This window comes from Klebsiella michiganensis, assembly GCF_015139575.1.
GTDB classification, from domain to species: domain Bacteria; phylum Pseudomonadota; class Gammaproteobacteria; order Enterobacterales; family Enterobacteriaceae; genus Klebsiella; species Klebsiella michiganensis.
Window position 1 is genome coordinate 270,714 of sequence record NZ_AP022547.1, and the last position, 20,352, is coordinate 291,065.

The following is a 20,352-nucleotide window of genomic DNA, read 5'->3' on the forward strand; positions in this document are numbered from 1 at the left end:
CGCCCCTCGCCGGATGGCCAGGGGCGTGGAGGGAGAGTTACAGCGATTGATGACGCGTTTCGTGAGTCAGCAGCAGCGCGATCATCGTCAGCGCCGCCATGGCGGCCAGATAGAGCCCTACCGCAGGCAGACCGTAGTTGCCCTGCAGCCAGGCGGCGATGTACGGCGCCACGGATGCCCCGAGGATCGACGAGACGTTATAGGAGAACGATGCGCCGGTATAGCGAACTTCCGTCGGGAACAGCTCCGGCAGCAGCGCGCCCATGGGGCCAAAGGTCAGCCCCATCAGGCTCAGGCCAATCAGCAGGAAGGCAAAGACCAGCAGCGGGTTGCCGGAGCCGAGCAGCGGTTTAAAGGCAAACAGCGCGAAGAGGATGATCAGGGTCGTAATCACGACCATGCTCTTACGACGGCCGAATGCATCCGCCAGCAGGCCCGCCACCGGTACCATCACGCCAAAACCGATAACCGCCATCATCAGCATCCACAGTACTTCGTTACGCGGCAAGCCGAGGCCAATCGGCGCGGCGGCGGTGCTGAAGGTCATGGAGTAGACGGTCATGATGTAAAACAGCGTATAGGTCGCCAGCATGATAAAGGTGCCGAGAACGGTGACGCGCACGTGTTTGGTCAGCAGCGTGCCCAGCGGTATTTTGACCTGTTTTTTCGCGGCGGCTACCTTAGCGAACACCGGCGACTCGTGCAGCGAAACGCGGACGTACAGGCCGATAATGACCAGCACGGCGGAGAAGATAAACGGCATACGCCAGCCCCATTCCATAAACTGCTGGTCGGTCAGCAGCCAGGAGAGCAGCAGGAAGGTGCCGTTCGCGAAGAAGAAGCCGATAGGCGCGCCCAGCTGCGGGAATGAGCCATACAGCGCGCGCTTGCGCGGCGGGGCGTTTTCCGTCGCCAGCAGCGCCGCGCCGCCCCATTCGCCGCCAAGGCCGAGCCCCTGGCCAAAGCGCGCCAGCGCCAGCAGCACCGGTGCCATAATGCCAATGGTTTCATAGCCGGGCAGCAGGCCGATAACCACGGTGGAGATCCCCATCGTCAGCAGCGAGGCGACGAGGGTCGCTTTACGGCCTACGCGGTCGCCGAAGTGGCCAAAGACCGCTGAACCGATAGGGCGCGCAATAAAGGCGATAGCGAAGGTCGCCAGCGATTGTAGCGTCGCGGCGGCGGGATCGCCCTGCGGGAAGAAAATGTGCGGGAATACGATAACCGCCGCGGTGGCATAGATGTAGAAGTCGAAGAACTCGATGGCGGTACCAATGAGTGAGGCGACGACGACTTTATTGCGTGAGTTAACCGGAACGGTGTCCTGCGCGTTGTCGAGTGTTGTGGCTGTGGCTTGCATAGATCTTTCTTATTTTTTGCGAACGAAAGGCCATATAGCCACAGCCTTGGGGACATTTCAATCTGTAACAAGGGGCGGGGGAGGCGAAAAAAGAAGCAAAAAGTGAATAATTTCTGTGCCAGAAAAATAACTTCTATGAAATGCTTCACAAAATTCAAATAATGGTCGATAAAACCAGGTTTAGGTTAAATAAAAGTTACATGTTGGATTTATATGCTGAAATGCCAGGTTGGGCTGAATTTTGCGTCTTTTATTCAGCCCAGTGATGGTTTAGTCGTGGGCTTTGCCCGGCATCCGGCGGTCGTCTTTATATTCGGCGGTGGCAATCCATGCGGCGCAGAACAGCGTCAGGCGGGCGAAAAAATAGAAGAAGGCCATTATCCCCAACACCGAACCGAATGCCGCCCCGGATGGGGATTTCACCAGCGCCGGTAGCGTCCAGGTCATAATGATTTTGATTATCTCAAAGCCGACGGCCGCAATCAGGGTGCCGCGAATCAGCGCCTTACGGCGAGGGCGGTGGCGCGGGAGTCGCCAGAAAATCCAGAAAAACAGCAGATAGTTGGCGAAGATGGAAATCGCGAGGCCAATCAGCCGCCACGCCGGTTTCAGCCACTCGATATAATCAAGATAAAGCGCCGAGATAATCATCTGCTGGGCCGAGCCGGCGATAGAGGTGATCGACAAGGTAATGACCAGCGCAACCAGCAGGCCGATCAGCGAGATAAAGTCGCGGAAATACTTAACCCAAATTTTCTCCTGATCCTGCGGCGTGCGTTCCCAGACGTCGCGCGACTGGGCGCGGATGGCCTCACGCAGGTTGCCCATCCAGTTAATGCCGGAGTAGAGCGCCACCAGCAGACCCACGATACCGACGGCGGTACGCTGCTGTACGGCGGTATTGATGGTATTTTTCAGCGTTGCCGCCAGCGTCGGGTCGCTAACGTTAAGCAGGATTTTATCGAAGATGTCCTGTAGCAGCGTGGGATGCGAGGCGAGAACAAAACCGGCTGCCGCAAAAGAGACCATCAGGATTGGGATCATCGATAAAAACGAGAAGTAGGTGATTGCCGCGCCAAACTGATTACCCAGCCTGTCGTTGAAGCGCTCCGCGGCGCGGATGATATGGGCGACCATATGGTTACGCTGAACTTTTTCCGCCGTTCCGGTGACGCTTTTCAGCGCCTGGTTGGCTTTTTTCGCCACGGTAGAGTCGTTTATCGCAGCCATCGCGCTTTTGTTTTTATCCGGCTGCTGGCCCGGATCCTCGGTTGGGCGTTGAGCGTCGTTTTCCGGCGTCATAAATTATTTCTTCCTTTTTTACAGCGATATTCTTCAAAAATTATATACGTAAAATCACGGATGGGGCGTATCGGGGGGGAGCGGGCATCGGAATCTGCGAATCACTGAAGCGCGTTCTTGTGTTATTCCCCGGCTGCGCTGCGTTTGTATCGGCCTGGGTGAATTTGATAATAGCATGATATTGTTGGTTTTTTACGCCATATAAAGCGTCAGCCAGCACCCGGCAGGGAATATCGGCACGCTCTCAAATACAGATTTTTCATCATTCGGCCTAATCAACGTAGTTTTTCATCAAGCCGCCCAGCCACTCCATAAACAGATGTACCCGGCGCGAGAGATTACGCCGGTGCGGATAAATGAGCGACACCGGCAGCGGCTCGGCGCGGTAGTGGGGCAGAATTTCTATCAGCTCCCCGGTGCGCAGCCATTCCCGAACCCCCACCCGCGGCACCTGAATAATGCCCAGCCCCGCCAGGCACGACGCCTGATAGGTCTCGGTGCTGTTCACCGTCAAGACGCCGCCGGTTTTGATCCAGCGGACGGCGCCCTCGCTGACCACTTCGAAGCCCAGCGGGCGCACCCCAAGGCTGCTTGCGTAGTGGATCAGCGCATGATCGGCGAGATCGTCCAGCGATTGCGGATAGCCGAAGCGCGTCAGGTACTGCGGGCTGGCGCAGTTGATTTGCGTTAGCTTGCCCAGCGGCCGCGCGATGAGCCCGGAATCTTTCAGCGTACCGACGCGCACCACGCAGTCAAAGCCCTCGCGAACCACGTCGACTAACCGATCGCTGCTGCTGAGCTCCAGTTCGATGCCGGGATACTGCTGCAGAAATGCCGGCAGCTGTGGAATGACCAGCTTTTTCGCTACGGCGACGGGCATATCAACCCGCAGACGCCCGCTGATGCTGGAGGGGTCGAGCTGAAACATGCCGTCCAGCTCTTCAAGATTGCTGAGCAGGTCTCTGGCGCGTTCGTAATAAACCATACCATCCTGCGTCAGCTGTACCCGGCGGGTTGTGCGATGCAGCAGACGAACCCCAAGGTGGCTCTCCAGCGCCTGAATCTGGCGCGAGACGCTTCCTTTCGGCAGGCCAAGGGTATCGGCGGCGCGGGAAAAACTTTCCAGCTCCGCGACTCTGATGAACAGCTGCATTGCGTGAATTTTATCCATGCCGGCGGCCTATTGTTGTTTTTAATGAAACAGTAAAACGTAATTTGCCATATTTATTGTTTTTATAGCAGCTAATAAGATCTTCAACGATGCAAACGCAACCAAGAAGGGGTTTTCTGATGACGCAACGTATCGCTTTAGTCACCGGCGGTAGCCGTGGACTGGGAAAAAACGCCGCATTAAAGCTGGCGGCAAAGGGAACCGATATTATTCTGACCTGGCACAGTAACCCGCAGGCGGCGCTGGACGTGGTGGCTGAAATTGAGCAAACGGGCGTGAAAGCCGCGGCATTACCGCTAAACGTCGGTGATGTTGGCAGTTTCGACAGTTTTGCTCAGAAGGTAAGAGAAGTGCTTCAGCAGCGCTGGCAGCGGGAGACCTTCGACTATTTATTGAACAATGCCGGAATTGGCCTGAATATTCCCTTTGCTGAAACCAGCGAGGCGCAGTTTGATGAATTAATGAACATCCAGTTTAAGGGGCCGTTTTTCCTTACCCAACGCCTGCTGCCGTTATTGCAGGACGGGGGGCGGATCCTCAACGTTTCCAGCGGACTGGCGCGTTTCGCGCTGCCGGGCTATGCGGCCTACGCCTCAATGAAAGGCGCGATGGAGGTGCTGACGCGCTACCAGGCGAAGGAGCTGGGAGAACGCGGAATTTCGGTCAATATTATTGCGCCCGGCGCGATTGAAACCGATTTTGGCGGCGGTGTGGTCAGGGATAACGCGCAGGTGAATCAGCATATTGCCGCGCAAACGGCGCTCGGAAGAGTGGGGCTGCCGGATGATATTGGCGATGCCATCGCCGCGCTGCTTAGCGATGACCTGCGCTGGATGAACGCCCAGCGCGTAGAAGTCTCCGGTGGGATGTTCTTGTAATCCCGCGCCCCTCCATAGAGTATGGAGGGGCTAACGTATTTCATGCACTTTCTTATTTCGTAACAGACTTTCCTCATTTCGCCATCGCCTGCGTGTCCGGCTTCGTTTAAACTAGAAAATTAGTATTATTTTTATTTTTTCTTGCCAGTTTCATTAAGGATTTCCTTAATTCAAATGTAATAAATATTGTGGATAAGTAATGGGGCCAATAAGCCCTGTAACTATTCATTGTTATGATATTTAGTTTCGCATCCCTATCGGTAAAATGCCCCAGGCCAAACGGCAAGTTGTTATTTATTTTGGCTGATGTTTGCCTTTTCATCGGGCATTTATTTATTGGAGCGAAACCCATGCAGATACTCATGTTTGACAGGCAGTCGATATTTATTCATGGAATGAAAATTGGCCTCCAGCAATACATTCCAGAGATTGATATTTTTGGCACCTGTCAGGCTGAACAGCTCTGGCAGAAGCTGACGGCGCATCCTGACGCGCTGCTCATGCTGGACGGGGATATGCACGGTGAGTTTTGCTGTTGGCTGCTGGAGGAAAAACAGCGTCGCTTTCCGCACGCTCAGGTCCTGCTGATCGTTTCTGACGATAATAAGGGCTGGCTACAGCGCGCGCTGTCTTATAATGTGCGGGCCATCGTGCAGCGCGAGGAAAGTTTGCCCACTTTCGCTCAGACCATCAACCGTCTCCGGCGGGGGCTGCCCTGCTTGCCGGACAATGGATTAATAATGGCGGAGGTGAGCGATAATAAACGAGTTCATTTGAGCCAGCGCCAGCGGGAGATTTTGCAGCTGCTGGCCGCCGGTGACTCTAATAAACAGATTAGCCGGACGTTAAATATCAGCACCGGCACGGTAAAGGCCCATCTTGAGTCGCTGTACCGTCGGCTGGACGTGAAGAATCGTACCCAGGCGGCGATGGTCTTTCATCGCGTTAGCGAAACTTAATCGGCTCTGGTTTTGAATCTTGCGCACTCTTCGCGCCGCTGTTCGCGGCCGCTGCGAATATTTTCCCATGCGCTCAGCGCGTCAGCGAACCGCTGATGATTAAGATGGGTCAGGACGGTATCAAGCGCCGGAGACGCCGCCCCGCAGCTAAAGGCTAAAGAGACCAGCGCATCATATTGCGCTTGATTAAGCGTGACCTGGAGCCTGCGCTTAAGTTCGCGCTGGCACTGCAGAAGATCGACGATAAGCAGAGTCTCCGCGATCTCGCGCGTGAAGTGAGGGAACGATTCGTAATCATTGAGAACGTGGCCGTAGCCAATCACGCGCAGGCCGCTTTCGTCCCGATAGGGGGCGAGCGCTAACCCCTGCATTCGCTTAATAAACTCCAGCCCGTGCAGGCTTAGCGGCGGTATGGTTGGGGACATTTATCGCTTCCTCTGTTGTCGGCCTGCAGTGTAGAGGAAAAGCGCGTCGCGCCCTATTCGCCAGATGGCCCAGGCTGGTGGTAATCGCGGCGCAGCAGGCCAAACAGCCAATCGTTGTGCCAGCGACCGTTGAGCCAGTAGCAGTCGCGCAGCTCGCCCTCCTGGTGAAAACCGACCTTTTGCAGCAGATTTTTTGACGCCAGATTGCCCGCGGTGACGGTTGCCGTCAGCCGCCGGATGCCGCCGGCGGAGAAAGCGTAATCGCACAGTGCGCGCAGAGACTCATAGCCGTAACCTTTGCCCTGCGCCCGGGGAGCGAACAGAAAGCCCGCTTCGGCGCTATCGGGAGCGTGATGCTGATAGCCGGTGAGGCCCAGGGGAGCGTGGGTGTAGCGGTCGCGCACTACCAGGCACAGCCAGTGGGCCGCGCCCGGCGACCACGCGGGAAGCCGGGCATCAAAAGCGTCGCGAATGTCCGCTACCGGGCGGGGATCCGCGACGTAAAGCATCACCTGGGGGTCTTGCTGTAAGCTGAGAAAAAAGGGCCAGTCGTCAAGCTGCAGCGGCGAGCAGCGCAGACGTGGGGTAACCAGTTCAGGCATAGCTGGGCTTCCGGCGAAAGTCGATGCCATGAACATAGCAGGACATCGACCGCGGGAATAGTCCGCTTTTACAACGGTTCGCCGTACAGGCCGATAAGCCGGCGCACCACGCCATTCGTCCAGCCAAAGCCATCCTGGAGCGGATATTCACCGCCTCCGCCTTCATGGGGGGTAGCGCTGGCGATATGGTACTTTTCAATCAGCTTATAGTGCTGTTTATAGAAATGATTCACCGTTTGCAGCCAGCTTTGGGCTATCTCATCGCCCAGCGGATCCTGGCCGTACATTTTAAAACCCTGTACCGCCATCCACTGCAGCGGCGCCCAGCCGTTGGGCTTATCCCACTGCTCACCGCTTTGATATTCCGTCGCCATAATACCGCCGGGGGTGAGCAGGCGGGCGCGTACCGCGTCGGCGAGCCTGTCGGCCTGTTCATGGGTCGCCATGCCGACGTACAGCGCGACGAGGCTGGCGGCGGAAAACAGCGCCAGCTGCTCGCGGCGCCAGTCGTAATCGCGGAAACAGCCGCTTTCGTCATCCCACAGATAGCGGGTTACCGCCGCCCTGCGCTCGCTGGCCTTCTGGCGAAAAGCGGCCTCTGTTTCCCGGTCGCCCTTCAGGCCGGAGAGGTTGGCGATGGTATTCTCCAGCTTGAACAGGAAGGCGTTCAAATCAATGGGGATAAACTGGGTGGTACGGATGCTCGCCAGCCGGGTAATATCCCGCAGCCAGCGGCTGGAGTAATCCCAGCCGGACTCCGCCCCGGCGCGCAGGTCGCGATAGACCTCGTTCGGCGGGCGCCCGGAGTGCTTCGCCGTTTCGACATCTTCCCGCCATGACTCATCGCGCGGCGTATCGCGATCGTCCCAGTAGCGGTTCAGCAGCGAGCCGTCCGGCATCCGCACCACGTGACGGTAGGCCTGATTGGGGATCAGCGATTCCGCGCCGTCCATCCAGAAGCTGTACTCCATCCGCAGATGGTCAAGGTATCGTTTGGCGCCGCGAACCCCATCCTCTTCAAACAGTTCGACCATCAGGGCAAACACCGGCGGCTGCGAGCGGCTGAGATAGTAGGTGCGGTTGCCGTTAGGAATATGGCCGTAGATTTCAATCATCCACGCGAAGTTGTCGGCCATGCATTTCAGCAGGTCTTCGCGGCCGCTTTCCGCCAGCCCCAGCATGGTGAAATAGGAATCCCAGTAGTAGGTTTCGCTAAACCGCCCGCCAGGCACAATATAAGACTGCGGCAGCGCCAGCAGCGATGACCAGGGAATATGATCCTGCGGCTCGCGGGTCAGGACGGGCCACAGATTATCAATATGCTCCTTTAACGATCGCGTGGGATCGGAGACGTAATCCTCGGCGCGGTTTTCCGGCAGCCAGAAGTGGTCTTCAACAAACTGGCGGAGATCGAATCCGGGGGTGCGCCGGACGCGACGGTAGTGAATCAAAATATCCAGCGGGTCCTGCTTCGGCGCGCAGTCGGGGAAGGTTTTGCTATCGGCGAAAATTCGCGACTTCTGGACGTGAGCGAACAGTTCCAGATAGCGATCGGCAGGGGTCAGGGCATCCGAGGCGGGCAGCCCTTCTATGATCTCCGGTTCGGGTTCGGCGTCGAACATTTCATCCAGCTTTAACTCATACGGATCGGCTTCGTAGCACGGATCGATTTCGATCCTGAGCTCATCGTCATCAACGTTGCGTAATTTCTGGCTGAACATAGTGGTACGGACCTCCGGATTGCGTCAGTAGAGGATGCCGGGCGCGCCCGACCTGTCTATTAAGCTTAGACATTCGCAGCGGGAAACGAAAAGAGAAGTGTGCGGTAGATCACGCTTTGTTCTAAACCGTCTGCCCGGGGTTTCTGCTTTAACTCGTTGACCTGGCGCATTAAAACCGTTTTAACCGCTTCGTATTGCGCCGAAAAATTCGGAGATTTCGTTTTGCAACAAAATCTAAATTTCCAGGCGCTTTAGCGATTAAGCCATTACTCCCACGCGGCCTCCAGCATTTCCAGCAGCTGCTCGCTGGTCAGCATAACCGGGTTAGCCTTCATGGAGGATGAGCTGCTGGCGGCGAGGGCCGCGGGTTCCAGCGCTTCGCGGGGGACGCCGAGCTCGCGCAGATTGCCCAGACCGGATCGCTGGCTCCACTCGCGCAGGCTCTCCCAGGCGCTGTTCGGATCGGCGTCCAGTCCGGCGGCCAGCCACTGGCGTACGTCGGCAAAACGCTGGCGGAGGCGTTCGTCGCTAATTTGCGTTTCATTGAGCGCCAGGCCGAAGGGAAGCAGGCTGCCGCAAAGCGCACCGTGGGGGGCGTTGCTCAGACCGCCTAATGGGCCCGCAAGACCGTGAATGACGCCGAGACCGGCGTTGGCTAACGCCAGCCCGCCGCACAGGCTGACCCATGCCATCTCATCGCGGCTATCCGGACACTCTTTGGCCATCAGCGTTCTGAGCGCTTTGATGCCGCGCGGGATCGCCTCCCGGCAGAGAGCGTCGGTAAAAGGATTCGCCCGGGCGCACAGCCAGGGCTCAATCACCTGGGTGAGGGCATCCAGGCCGGAAGCGAGGGTCACCGCGCGCGGGGTGTTGTCGGTGAGCGACGGGTCGACAATCGCCAGGTCCGGCAGCATGCGGTCGTCGCGCAGGCTGACCTTGCGCTGCTGCTCGGGGACGTTGATCACCGCGTTCTTTGTGACTTCCGCCCCGGTACCGGCCGTGGTGGGGATGGCGACGAACGGCAGCGGATTGGCTTCTAACAGGCGCCCGGTACCCACCACTTCCAGATACTCGATCGCGGGCCCCTGCGCGGGAACCAGCGCCGCAATCGCTTTGCCGGCATCTATCACCGCGCCGCCGCCGAGGCTGACCACCGCGCCGACGCCTTTTTCCCGCGCCAGACGAACGCCCCGTTCAATATCCTGCAGGCCGGGTTCATGGGCGATAGACAGCGTGGTGACGTTCAGCTGGTGAGCGTGGAGTTCGCTTAATAAGAACGCCGCGCGCTGCAGGCTGGCGCCGTGAATCAGCAGTATCTGTGCGGAGCGGGCGGCGAGCCAGGGGGCGGCGCTGCGAGCAAGGCCGCGTCCAAAGCGGATATTGCCCGGTGTTAAAACGTTAAAAGAGGTCAACATGTCGGGTAACCTGTCCTGGAGAAAAATCGTGCAATCCACTATACACATTATCCGGCTGTACATGCGCCGCCGATGCAGTATTGTGAAACAACCATCTCTTTTGATTGAGGAATTGCTGACAATGCTAAAAATACTGGGCAAACGCTCATCAATTAACGTGCGCAAAGTGCTGTGGACCTGCGAAGAAGCGGGGCTTGAATATCAGCAGGAAGATTACGGCAGCGGGTTTCAGTCGATTGAGACCCCGGAGTTTCGCGCCCTTAATCCAAACAGCCTGGTGCCCGTGCTGCGGGATGACGACTTTGTGTTATGGGAGTCGAACAGCATCTGCCGCTATCTGGCGCGCAAAGCCGGGCGGGAAGACCTGCTCCCCACGGCGCCGCGGGCTGCCGCCGAGGTTGAGCACTGGATGGACTGGCAGGCAACGGAATTTAATACTGCCTGGCGCTATGCCTTTATGGGACTGGTACGCAAGGACCCGCGTTTTCAGGATCCGACGGCTATCAAAGAGAGCATTGCCGCCTGGACCCGCTGCGTGCAGATCGTCAATACGCAGCTGCAGCAAACCGGGGCATGGGTCGCCGGTAGAGAGTTTACGCTGGCGGATATTGTCCTTGGCCTGTCGGTGCATCGCTGGAAAATGACGCCGTTCGCCCATCCTGAAATGGCGGAAGTGGAGCGCTGGTATATGGCGCTGAATCAGCGGCCGGCGTTTAAGCGTCACGGGAATAACGGCGTGGCGTAGAGGAAAAAAAAGAAGCTCCGGAGAGCTTCTTTTTCAGGCATGGTGCGCGTCTTACCGCATCGTCACAAACTCTTCCGCGGCGGTTGGGTGGATCGCCACGGTATTGTCGAAGTCTTTCTTGGTTGCGCCCATCTTCAGCGCCACCGCGAAGCCCTGCAGCATCTCGTCCATCCCGAAGCCGATACCGTGAATACCGACAATCTTCTCTTCCGGGCCGACGCAGACCAGCTTCATGCGGCACGGCTGGCGGTGTGAGGTCACGGCGGTATACATGGCGGTGAAAGAGGATTTATACACTTTCACCGCTTCATCGCCGTACTGCTCGCGCGCCTGCGGCTCGGTTAAGCCGACGGTGCCGATAGGCGGATGGCTGAACACCACGGTCGGGATATTGCTGTAGTCCAGATGTTCGTCCGGCTTGTTGTTAAACAGACGCTCGGAGAGACGACGGCCTGCGGCAACGGCGACAGGGGTCAGCTCGACGGCGCCGGTATTATCGCCGACGGCGTAAATACCCGGAACGTTGGTATTCTGGAATTTATCGACGACGATATAGCCTTTATCGTTGGTTTCCACTCCGGTCGCGGCGAGGTTGAAGTTATCGGTTGCCGGTTCGCGACCGATCGCCCAAATCAGGCAGTCCACGGTCTGGCTGCGGCCATCTTCCAGTTCCAGGGTCAGGCTGCCGTCGGCGTTCTTCACAACCGCTTTCGGAATGGCATGGGTATGCAGCTGCGGGCCTTCGGCGTTCATCACCTCAACCAGCGTTTCCACGATCAGCGGATCGAAGCTACGCAGCGGCGCGTGTTTACGCACGAACAGGTGCGTCTCCGCGCCCAGGCCGTTAATCACGCCCGCCAGCTCAACGGCGATATAGCCCGCGCCGACAACCGCAACGCGTTTCGGCAGCGCCGGCAGTTCGAAGAAACCATCGGAATCAATGCCGTATTCGACGCCGGGGATATTCGGATGGCTCGGGCGGCCGCCGGTGGCGATCAGAATATGATCGGCGGTTATCGTCTCGCCGTTAACTTCGATGGTTTTCGCATCGACAAAACGGGCGAAGCCTTTAATCACATCGACCTTATTTTTGCCCAGCACGTTATCGTAGGAGGTGTGGATACGATCGATATAGGCGCTACGGCTGGCGACCAGTTTGTCCCAGTCGAAGTGATTGATAGTGGTATCAAAACCGTAATCCGGACCATACAGATGGATGGCTTCACGGATCTGCGCCGCATGCCACATGACTTTTTTCGGCACGCAGCCGACGTTCACGCAGGTACCGCCCAGGTCTTTGGCTTCAATCAGCGCGCACTTCTGGCCGTACATAGCGGCACGGTTAATGGAGGCGATACCGCCGCTGCCGCCGCCAATGGCGATATAGTCATAATGCTTGCTCATGAGTCTTATCCTTAATGTCTGATTGGCGCGATTGTATACCTGAAATCAATAGTTTCCACCGATGACTGCGATTACTCAGGCACGATCCAGCTGACGGTGGTATGGCCGATGCCGGTCGGCACCAGCTTTTTATGCAGCCACGGCAGAACGTTGTTCATCTGCTGCTCCAGCTTCCACGGCGGGTTGATGACGATCATCCCGGAGGCGGTCATCCCGCGCTGGTCGCTGTCCGGACGCACCGCCAGCTCGATTTGCAGAATTTTGCGAATGCCGGTGGCCTCTAACTCTTTGATCATGCGCTTAATCTGCGCCCGTAACACCACCGGATACCACAGCGCGTAGGTGCCGGTAGCAAAGCGTTTGTAGCCTTCATGAATACCGGTCACGACCGCCTGGTAGTCGCTTTTGATTTCGTAAGGCGGGTCGATCAGCACCAGTCCACGACGAGAAACCGGCGGCAGCTTCGACTTCAGCTGCTGATAGCCATCGGTTTTTTCAACCCGGGCGCGGTCGTCTTTCTGAAACTCGGCGCGCAGCAGCGGAAAATCGCTGGGATGCAGTTCGGTCATCTGCAGGCTGTCCTGCTCACGCAGCAGCTGGCGGGCAATCAACGGCGAGCCGGGGTAGTAGCGCAGCTGGCCGCTACGGTTGAAGTGCTGAACGACGGAGATATACGGCTCCAGCTCGGCGGGCAGGTCATCCTGCTGCCAGATGCGGGCGATGCCTTCGAGATATTCACCGGTACGCTCGGCGTGTTCGCTGCTCAGCTGATAGCGGCCTGCGCCGGCGTGGGTGTCCAGATAGAGAAACGGTTTTTCTTTCTCTTTGAGCGATTCAATGATCAGGCTCTGAACGGTGTGTTTAAGAACGTCGGCGTGGTTGCCTGCGTGAAAGCTATGACGATAACTGAGCATGGATACGGTGATTCCGGGATTGAGACAAGATGACCGATAGTTTACCGCAGATCGGCCTGGATTACCGCCGCGCTGTTTCCATTCCGCTTAAAGCGTTGCAAAACATAACCGTGTCATAAAAGCGTCAAACAGAAGGGCTAGCGTCACGTAAAGGCAAGGTAATGGTTTGAATAAAAGGAAAAATAATGAAACTGCACATCACGCTTCTCGCATCGGCGCTCATGCTGGCGCTGCCGGCATTGGCGAAAGAGGTTCCTTTGAATCAGGCGGCGGCAATCGCCAACGGCGTGACGCCAGCCGCCGCCAGTCCGGGGTTTGACGCGCTGGAGAGCCAAAGCCTGTCGCAGCTGCGCAACGCGCTGAAGGGCGATGCGGCAACCCTGACTCGCGACCAGCTTGAACACGCCAGACAGAATAAAACACAGGCGGATACCGCGTGGCTGAAGGCCAGCGGTTATGACTTCCAGACAAAAGCCAACCAGCAGGCGGGAATCGAGCTGCTCTCAGCGTTCAGCGCGCTGCCGAAGGCGGTCATACAGCAAAACCTGGCGACCGTCACCGCCATTAACCGCGATGCCGCACAGAGCGCTCGCCACCAGGCGCTGGCGGATGCCGAAGGCATCAGCTATCTCTATTTCCTCAGCGATGCGCTGGGGCCGCGCCTCGGCAAAGCGTTCCTCGCCGCCTACGACAAAGGCGAGCTCGGTAAGGCGGCGGCGCTGATCAAAGCTTCGGAAGTGAGTACCGGGGCGGCGAAAAAGCACTTCAATAACCCGCGCCCGTTCCTGATTCAGGGCAATACCATTCATCTGGTGCCGGACGATGTGGTCGTTAAGGACAATAAGCCCTATACCGCCGACGGCGGCTCGTTTCCGAGCGGGCACACCAACACCGGCTATACCGACGCTCTGCTGATGGCGGAGATGATCCCGGAGCGCTTCGACGCGCTGGTGACGCGCGGCGCCCGCTATGGCTATTCGCGCATCGTGCTGGGCGTGCACTATCCGCTGGACGTGATGGGTTCGCGGATGGTGGCGCAGCGCAATGTCGCCCACTACCTGAATGACGCGAAGTATCGGGGGCTGTTTAATGAGGCCCGCGACCAGCTGCGTACCGCGCTGGAGAAAGAGTGCGGCACGACGCTGGCGGAGTGTGCGAAAGTGCCTGCGAAAGACGATCCGTATCGCGACCCGGCGATGGTCGCGTTTTATCGCTTTACCATGACCTACGATCTGCCGCAGCAGAAGGGCGAAAAACAGAGCCTGAAGGTGCCGCAAGGGGCTGAAGTGCTGCTGGAGGCTGCGCTGCCGAATCTGTCCGCCGCGCAGCGTCGGGCGCTGATGGTCAAAACGGCGTTGCCCGCAGGGTATCCGCTATCCGGTGATAACGACGCGCAGCAGTTCTGGCAGCGGCTGAATTTGCCAGCGGCGTATGCGATGGCGAATAAAGCGCATTAAACCTGGTGCAGTCCGGAGGCGGTGCTGGCGCACCTCTCCGGGATACAAGGGCAATGCGGCGGCGTACAGCGTGGCGCCGCCGGGTGTTTTAATGCGGGCGTACCGGCAGAATTAGATCTCTTTGGCGGGCTTTATCGCGGGCAGGGCGCGCTGCATCGGCACCGGCAGCCAGGCGCGAATTAATAATCCGCCGCGTTCGCTGGAGCCAAGTTCCAGCTTACCGTTATGGTTATCGATAATGCGCTGAACGATAGCCAGGCCGAGGCCGGTCCCGCTAATCGTACGGGCGCTATCGCCGCGCACGAACGGCTGGAACAAATGCTCACGCTGCTCCGGTTTAATTCCCGGACCGTCATCTTCCACCTGGAACCAGGCCCGGTTCCCCTCGCTGCCGCTGCTGACTTTAATCCAGCCGTTGCCGTAGCGGGCGGCGTTGACCACCATATTCGCCAGCGCGCGCTTGATGGAGAGCGGATGCACGCGCAGCGGGATCTCGCCCGGCTGCAGGTCGGTGGCGATTTCTCGCTCGTAGCCGCTCTCCGCCGCAATCACTTCCCCCAGCACCGCGTTAAGGTCCGTCAGCTCCATCGGCATCTCCTGGCCGGTGCGCAGGTAGTCGATAAACTGCTCGATAATGGCGTTACACTCTTCAATATCTTTATTAATCGACTCGGCGAGGTAGCCGTCCTCTTCGCCCATCATCTCCGTCGCCAGGCGGATACGCGTAAGGGGAGTGCGTAAATCATGGCTCACCCCGGCCATCAGCAGCGTGCGGTCATCCGCCAGCTGCTTCACGCCAGCCGCCATGTGGTTAAAGGCGCGGGTCACCGATCGCACTTCCGATGCGCCGTATTCGCGCAGCGGCGGGGGAATAATCCCTCGCCCGACCTGAAGCGCCGCGTGCTCCAGGTCGACCAGCGGTCGGTTCTGAATACGAATAAAGAGCCAGGCGCCGCCAATCGCCAGCAGCATGATAGCCAGGGTGTAGCGGAACAGCGGCGAGAAGTCGCCCTGGTGGATTTCGGTCAGCGGTACGCGCACCCAGATATTGGGAGAAAGCCAGGTTTTCAGCCACACCACGGGGGAGCTTTTGTTTACCTCGACCCGCACTTCGGTTGGCCCGCCGAGCTGGTGCGCCATCTGCTGACTTAAGAATTCATAATGCTGCGCCCAGCGCAGGCCTGCGTCTTCCGCCGCTTCGTTGGAATAGAGCGAAATGCCCAGCTCGCGGTAAATCTCGCGGCGAAACGCCGGCGGCACCACCAGCTGAGTGCCGTCTTCCAGCTGGAGTTTATCGGTCATCAGCATACGCACTTCGTAGGCCAGAACCTTATTAAACTGCTGAAGACTGGGCAGGATCGCGAAATTCAGCACCACTAAATAGGTCGTCACCAGGCTGGCGAACAGCAGGGTGACGATCAGTAACAGGGTGCGGGCAAACGAGCTTCGCGGCGAAAAGCGCACGCGTTTCATGCCTTAGAGCCGTCCGGGACGAAAACGTAGCCCAGGCCCCAAACGGTCTGGATATAGCGCGGATGCGCCGGATCTTCTTCCACCATGCGGCGCAGGCGGGAGATTTGTACGTCGATGGAGCGCTCCATGGCCGAATATTCACGACCGCGAGCGAGGTTCATCAGCTTATCGCGGGATAATGGTTCGCGCGGATGGCTCACCAGCGCTTTCAGTACCGCGAATTCACCGCTGGTCAGCGGCATAGGCTCATCTTCGCGGAACATCTCGCGGGTGCCGAGGTTCAGCTTGAACTTACCAAAGGCGATAACCGCTTCTTCCTGCGAAGGCGCGCCCGGCAGTTCGTTAGCCTGACGGCGCAGTACGGCGCGGATACGGGCCAGCAGCTCGCGCGGGTTGAACGGTTTTGGGATGTAGTCGTCGGCGCCGATTTCCAGGCCCACGATACGGTCAACTTCTTCCCCTTTCGCCGTGACCATAATGATCGGCATCGGGTTGCTCTGGCTGCGCAGGCGGCGGCAAATGGACAGGCCATCTTCGCCCGGCAGCATCAGATCCAGCACCATCAGGTGGAAGGATTCACGGGTCAGCAGGCGATCCATCTGTTCAGCGTTCGCCACGCTACGAACCTGGAAGCCCTGCTCGGTCAGATAACGCTCGAGTAGCGCACGCAGGCGCATGTCGTCATCGACAACCAGAATCTTATAATTCTCTTGCATTGTTTATACTCCCAAAGGTTCACTGCAATTGTCAGTACGTATTCTCAAAAAAGCCCGGGTCGCCCACCAGCGAAATCTGGTATATATTCCAGGCTAAATTGTTACAAAGCATATTTAACAGCAGCTTAAGTATACATTTAAGCATAAGACACATTATTTATCCTGTTGGTATGATGACGTGCGACGAATTGTGCGCAGCATTGCACAAAGATCTGTAATCAGGAGCCGGAACCTTCGATGAAAACGCCGCTGATCACCCGTGAAGGGTATGAAAAACTGAAGAAAGAGATGGATACCCTGTGGCGCGAAGAACGTCCGGAAGTCACCAAAAAGGTGACCTGGGCGGCGAGCCTCGGCGACCGCAGTGAAAACGCCGATTACCAATACAATAAAAAGCGCCTGCGTGAAATCGACCGCCGGGTGCGCTACCTGACCAAGTGCCTTGAGCAGCTGAAAATCGTCGATTATTCGCCGCAGCAGGAGGGTAAGGTCTTTTTCGGCGCGTGGGTGGAGATTGAAAACGATGCGGGCGAGACGAAGCGCTTCCGGATTGTCGGCTACGATGAAATCTTTGGCCGCAACGACTACATCTCCATTGATTCGCCAATGGCGCGCGCGCTGCTGAAAAAAGAGGTCGGTGATTTAGCTATCGTGAACACCCCCGCGGGCGAGGCGGCCTGGTACGTGAACGAAATTGAATACGTCAAAGCCAAATAGGTCCGGAACATTCCGAGAGGCTTTGGTCGCGGCTGGCATTTTAGCGTGCCAGTCCGTATAACTATCCCCCTGATTTTTGATCCTAAAGATGAATTAAACCGATGATGAATGATTCGCTCTGCCGCATTATTGCGGGTGAACTTCAGGCCAGGGCTGAACAGGTAGAAGCTGCCGTTCGCCTGCTTGATGAAGGGAATACCGTGCCGTTTATCGCACGCTATCGTAAAGAAGTCACCGGCGGTCTGGATGACACGCAGCTGCGTAATCTGGAAACCCGCCTGGGCTATCTGCGTGAACTTGAAGACCGTCGTCAGGCGATCCTGAAGTCCATCGGCGAGCAGGGCAAGCTGACCGAGACGCTGGAAAAAGCCATTAACGGGACGTTGAGTAAAACCGAGCTCGAAGATCTCTATCTGCCGTACAAGCCGAAGCGCCGCACGCGCGGGCAGATCGCCATTGAGGCCGGGCTGGAACCGCTGGCCGATCTGCTGTGGAACGAACCCTCTCACGACCCGGAAACCGAAGCCGCTAAATATATCGACGCCGACAACGGCGTAGCGGACACAAAAGCCGCTCTCGACGGCGCGCGCTATATCCTGATGGAGCGCTTTGCTGAAGACGCGGGCCTGCTGGCGAAAGTGCGCGACTATCTGTGGAAAAACGCCCACCTGGTGGCGACCGTCGTCAGCGGTAAAGAAGAGGAAGGGGCGAAATTCCGCGACTACTTCGATCACCATGAACCGATCTCCACCGTTCCGTCGCACCGCGCGCTGGCGATGTTCCGCGGCCGCAACGAAGGCGTGCTGCAGCTCTCTTTAAACGCCGACCCGCAGTTCGACGAGCCGCCGAAAGAGAGCCACGGTGAGCAAATCATTATCGACCATCTCGGTCTGCGCCTGAATAACGCGCCGGCGGACGGCTGGCGTAAGGGCGTGGTGAGCTGGACGTGGCGTATCAAGGTGCTGATGCACCTTGAAACCGAGCTGATGGGGACCGTGCGCGAACGCGCGGAAGATGAAGCCATTAACGTCTTTGCCCGCAACCTGCACGACCTGCTGATGGCCGCGCCGGCCGGGCTGCGCGCCACCATGGGCCTCGATCCGGGCCTGCGCACCGGCGTCAAAGTCGCCGTCGTTGACGGTACCGGCAAGCTGGTGGCTACCGATACCATTTACCCGCATACCGGCCAGGCCGCAAAAGCGGCGGTGGCGGTTGCCGCGCTGTGTGAAAAGTACAACGTTGAGCTGGTGGCGATCGGCAACGGTACCGCCTCGCGTGAAACCGAGCGCTTCTTCCTCGACGTGCAGAAGCAGTTCCCGAAAGTGACTGCGCAGAAGGTCATCGTCAGCGAAGCGGGCGCGTCCGTGTACTCCGCCTCCGAGCTGGCGGCGCTGGAGTTCCCGGATCTCGACGTTTCCCTGCGCGGCGCGGTCTCTATCGCCCGTCGTCTCCAGGACCCGCTGGCCGAACTGGTGAAAATCGATCCGAAATCCATTGGCGTCGGCCAGTATCAGCACGATGTCAGCCAGACCCAGCTGGCGCGTAAGCTGGACGCGGTGGTGGAAGACTGCGTAAACGCCGTCGGCGTCGATCTGAATACCGCTTCCGTCCCGCTGCTTACCCGCGTCGCCGGTCTGACCCGCATGATGGCGCAGAATATCGTCTCCTGGCGCGATGAGAACGGCCAGTTCCAGAATCGCCAGCAGCTGCTGAAGGTCAGCCGTCTGGGGCCGAAGGCCTTTGAACAGTGCGCGGGCTTCCTGCGTATCAACCACGGCGACAACCCGCTGGACGCCTCAACCGTGCACCCGGAAGCGTATCCGGTGGTGGAGCGCATTCTGGCGGCGACTCAGCAGGCGCTGAAAGATTTGATGGGCAACAGCAGCGAGCTGCGTCATCTGAAAGCCGCTGACTTCACCGATGAGAAATTCGGCGTGCCGACGGTGACCGACATCATCAAAGAGCTGGAGAAACCGGGCCGCGACCCGCGCCCTGAGTTTAAAACCGCCCAGTTCGCCGATGGCGTAGAGACGATGAACGACCTGCTGCCGGGAATGATCCTCGAAGGCGCGGTGACCAACGTCACCAACTTCGGCGCGTTCGTTGATATCGGCGTTCATCAGGACGGCCTGGTGCATATCTCTTCCCTGTCGAATAAGTTCGTTGAAGATCCGCACACGGTGGTCAAAGCGGGCGATATCGTGAAGGTGAAAGTGATGGAAGTCGACCTGCCGCGTAAGCGCATCGCGCTGACGATGCGTCTGGACGAACAGCCAGGCGACAGCAATGCGCGCCGCGGCGGCGGTAACGATCGTCCTCAGGGCAACCGCCCGGCGGCGAAGGCCGCTAAACCTCGCGGTCGCGAGGCGCAGCCTGCGGGCAACAGCGCGATGATGGATGCGCTGGCGGCGGCAATGGGTAAAAAACGTTAATTCTTTCCGGCCCCTTTTGCTAAGGGGCCGCATTTCTTCCGGCATTCGCCATATTGTGCAAACAAGCATCAGTATTTTCTTATAACGTCGTAATAAGCGCGAATTACGGGCGGCGATATTATTATTTTCATTTCGTTAACTATCGAAACTTTAATTAAACATTTAGTCATTAAGAATAATCATCACCTCCGCGACGGCGAGAAAAAAGAGTTTGCTCAATATCAACAAAAGCTCAATTTTCTCTTTAAAAAGCGAAACGGCCGCATTATATGTATTGATGATAAAAACTATTCTCATTATCATTATTTGCATTGAGTATTTTTTCTTCTTCGTTAGCTACGGTCCCTGGCGCCGCGTCTCCGGCGCATACGGAAAACTCTCTTTTCAGTTGGCGATAAACAAGTAGGTCCTATGCAATTTACACCTGATAGTGCGTGGAAAATCACCGGTTTCTCCCGCGATATTAGTCCGGCGTATCGGCAGAAGCTGCTGTCCCTCGGGATGCTGCCGGGTTCTTCTTTCAATGTGGTTCGCGTGGCGCCGCTCGGCGACCCTATTCATATTGAAACCCGACGCGTTAGCCTGGTATTACGTAAAAAGGATCTTGCGTTAATTGAGCTGGAAGCGGTTGCACAATAATGCCTGACCGGCACTAAGAGTA

The 20,352-nt window shown here is 57.7% G+C and carries 18 protein-coding genes; 7 read left to right on the forward strand and 11 right to left on the reverse strand.

Going from position 1 to position 20,352, the window contains the following annotated elements:
- Positions 1-37: 37 nt before the first annotated feature.
- From JLG71_RS01235 to JLG71_RS01245, 3 genes are all read right to left on the reverse strand, one after another.
- On the reverse strand, positions 38-1,360 hold the full coding sequence (locus JLG71_RS01235; protein ID WP_004126314.1) for an MFS transporter: 1,323 nt from the start codon (positions 1,358-1,360) through the stop codon (positions 38-40).
- 270 nt (positions 1,361-1,630) lie between these two features.
- Complete coding sequence (gene yhjD / locus JLG71_RS01240) at positions 1,631-2,662, reverse strand: inner membrane protein YhjD (protein WP_004134249.1); 1,032 nt, start codon at positions 2,660-2,662, stop codon at positions 1,631-1,633.
- Positions 2,663-2,933: 271 nt separating this feature from the next.
- Positions 2,934-3,833: a LysR family transcriptional regulator gene (locus JLG71_RS01245; RefSeq protein WP_014227163.1), complete on the reverse strand. Its 900-nt coding sequence runs from the start codon at positions 3,831-3,833 to the stop codon at positions 2,934-2,936.
- A 119-nt stretch (positions 3,834-3,952) separates the two neighbouring features.
- On the opposite strand from JLG71_RS01245, the gene JLG71_RS01250 reads away from it, so the two are divergent.
- Complete coding sequence (locus tag JLG71_RS01250; RefSeq protein ID WP_046877724.1) at positions 3,953-4,711, forward strand: SDR family NAD(P)-dependent oxidoreductase; 759 nt, start codon at positions 3,953-3,955, stop codon at positions 4,709-4,711.
- 350 nt (positions 4,712-5,061) lie between these two features.
- Positions 5,062-5,670, forward strand: a complete 609-nt coding sequence (locus tag JLG71_RS01255; protein WP_033836812.1) for a response regulator transcription factor — start codon at positions 5,062-5,064, stop codon at positions 5,668-5,670.
- On the opposite strand, the gene JLG71_RS01260 is transcribed toward JLG71_RS01255, so the two are convergent.
- The 4 genes from JLG71_RS01260 to JLG71_RS01275 all read right to left on the reverse strand — a co-directional run bounded on the left by JLG71_RS01260 (position 5,667) and on the right by JLG71_RS01275 (position 9,833).
- On the reverse strand, positions 5,667-6,095 hold the full coding sequence (locus tag JLG71_RS01260) for a lysozyme (protein WP_064374781.1): 429 nt from the start codon (positions 6,093-6,095) through the stop codon (positions 5,667-5,669). The two genes, JLG71_RS01255 and JLG71_RS01260, sit on opposite strands and share 4 nt — an antisense overlap.
- A 53-nt stretch (positions 6,096-6,148) precedes the next feature.
- The gene (locus JLG71_RS01265) at positions 6,149-6,697 is read right to left on the reverse strand and encodes a GNAT family N-acetyltransferase (RefSeq protein ID WP_014227159.1); all 549 of its coding nucleotides are present in this window, start codon (positions 6,695-6,697) and stop codon (positions 6,149-6,151) included.
- Between the two features lie 68 nt (positions 6,698-6,765).
- Complete coding sequence (locus JLG71_RS01270; protein WP_014227158.1) at positions 6,766-8,418, reverse strand: alpha,alpha-trehalase; 1,653 nt, start codon at positions 8,416-8,418, stop codon at positions 6,766-6,768.
- A 266-nt stretch (positions 8,419-8,684) separates the two neighbouring features.
- Positions 8,685-9,833 (reverse strand): iron-containing alcohol dehydrogenase, encoded by a 1,149-nt coding sequence (locus JLG71_RS01275; RefSeq protein ID WP_200913942.1) that lies wholly within the window; start codon positions 9,831-9,833, stop codon positions 8,685-8,687.
- A 121-nt stretch (positions 9,834-9,954) separates the two neighbouring features.
- On the opposite strand from JLG71_RS01275, the gene JLG71_RS01280 reads away from it, so the two are divergent.
- Complete coding sequence (locus tag JLG71_RS01280; protein WP_025106820.1) at positions 9,955-10,578, forward strand: glutathione S-transferase family protein; 624 nt, start codon at positions 9,955-9,957, stop codon at positions 10,576-10,578.
- 51 nt (positions 10,579-10,629) lie between these two features.
- Here JLG71_RS01280 and gorA read toward each other — a convergent pair whose 3' ends face one another.
- Both gorA and JLG71_RS01290 read right to left on the reverse strand, forming a co-directional pair.
- On the reverse strand, positions 10,630-11,982 hold the full coding sequence (gorA, locus tag JLG71_RS01285) for a glutathione-disulfide reductase (RefSeq protein WP_032751613.1): 1,353 nt from the start codon (positions 11,980-11,982) through the stop codon (positions 10,630-10,632).
- Between the two features lie 71 nt (positions 11,983-12,053).
- Positions 12,054-12,896, reverse strand: a complete 843-nt coding sequence (locus JLG71_RS01290; protein WP_009651758.1) for a 23S rRNA (adenine(2030)-N(6))-methyltransferase RlmJ — start codon at positions 12,894-12,896, stop codon at positions 12,054-12,056.
- Between the two features lie 185 nt (positions 12,897-13,081).
- Here JLG71_RS01290 and JLG71_RS01295 point away from each other — a divergent pair, with 185 nt between their 5' ends.
- A complete protein-coding gene (locus JLG71_RS01295) occupies positions 13,082-14,353 on the forward strand; it encodes an acid phosphatase (RefSeq protein ID WP_049084375.1) in 1,272 nt (423 codons plus the stop codon).
- 111 nt (positions 14,354-14,464) lie between these two features.
- Here the strand turns inward: JLG71_RS01295 and envZ are convergent, their stop codons facing one another.
- Entirely contained in the window at positions 14,465-15,826 is a 1,362-nt protein-coding gene (gene envZ, locus JLG71_RS01300; protein WP_014227153.1) for a two-component system sensor histidine kinase EnvZ, read from the reverse strand.
- On the reverse strand, positions 15,823-16,542 hold the full coding sequence (ompR, locus tag JLG71_RS01305; RefSeq protein WP_001157751.1) for an osmolarity response regulator transcription factor OmpR: 720 nt from the start codon (positions 16,540-16,542) through the stop codon (positions 15,823-15,825). Before ompR ends, envZ begins: the two co-directional genes overlap by 4 nt.
- A 237-nt stretch (positions 16,543-16,779) precedes the next feature.
- Here ompR and greB point away from each other — a divergent pair, with 237 nt between their 5' ends.
- From greB to feoA, 3 genes are all read left to right on the forward strand, one after another.
- Positions 16,780-17,259, forward strand: coding sequence for a transcription elongation factor GreB (gene greB, locus JLG71_RS01310; RefSeq protein ID WP_004106676.1), 480 nt, complete (start codon positions 16,780-16,782; stop codon positions 17,257-17,259).
- Between the two features lie 101 nt (positions 17,260-17,360).
- Entirely contained in the window at positions 17,361-19,691 is a 2,331-nt protein-coding gene (locus JLG71_RS01315) for a Tex family protein (protein WP_163586421.1), read from the forward strand.
- Positions 19,692-20,102: 411 nt separating this feature from the next.
- Complete coding sequence (gene feoA, locus JLG71_RS01320) at positions 20,103-20,330, forward strand: ferrous iron transporter A (protein ID WP_004126281.1); 228 nt, start codon at positions 20,103-20,105, stop codon at positions 20,328-20,330.
- The last annotated feature ends 22 nt before the right edge of the window (positions 20,331-20,352 follow it).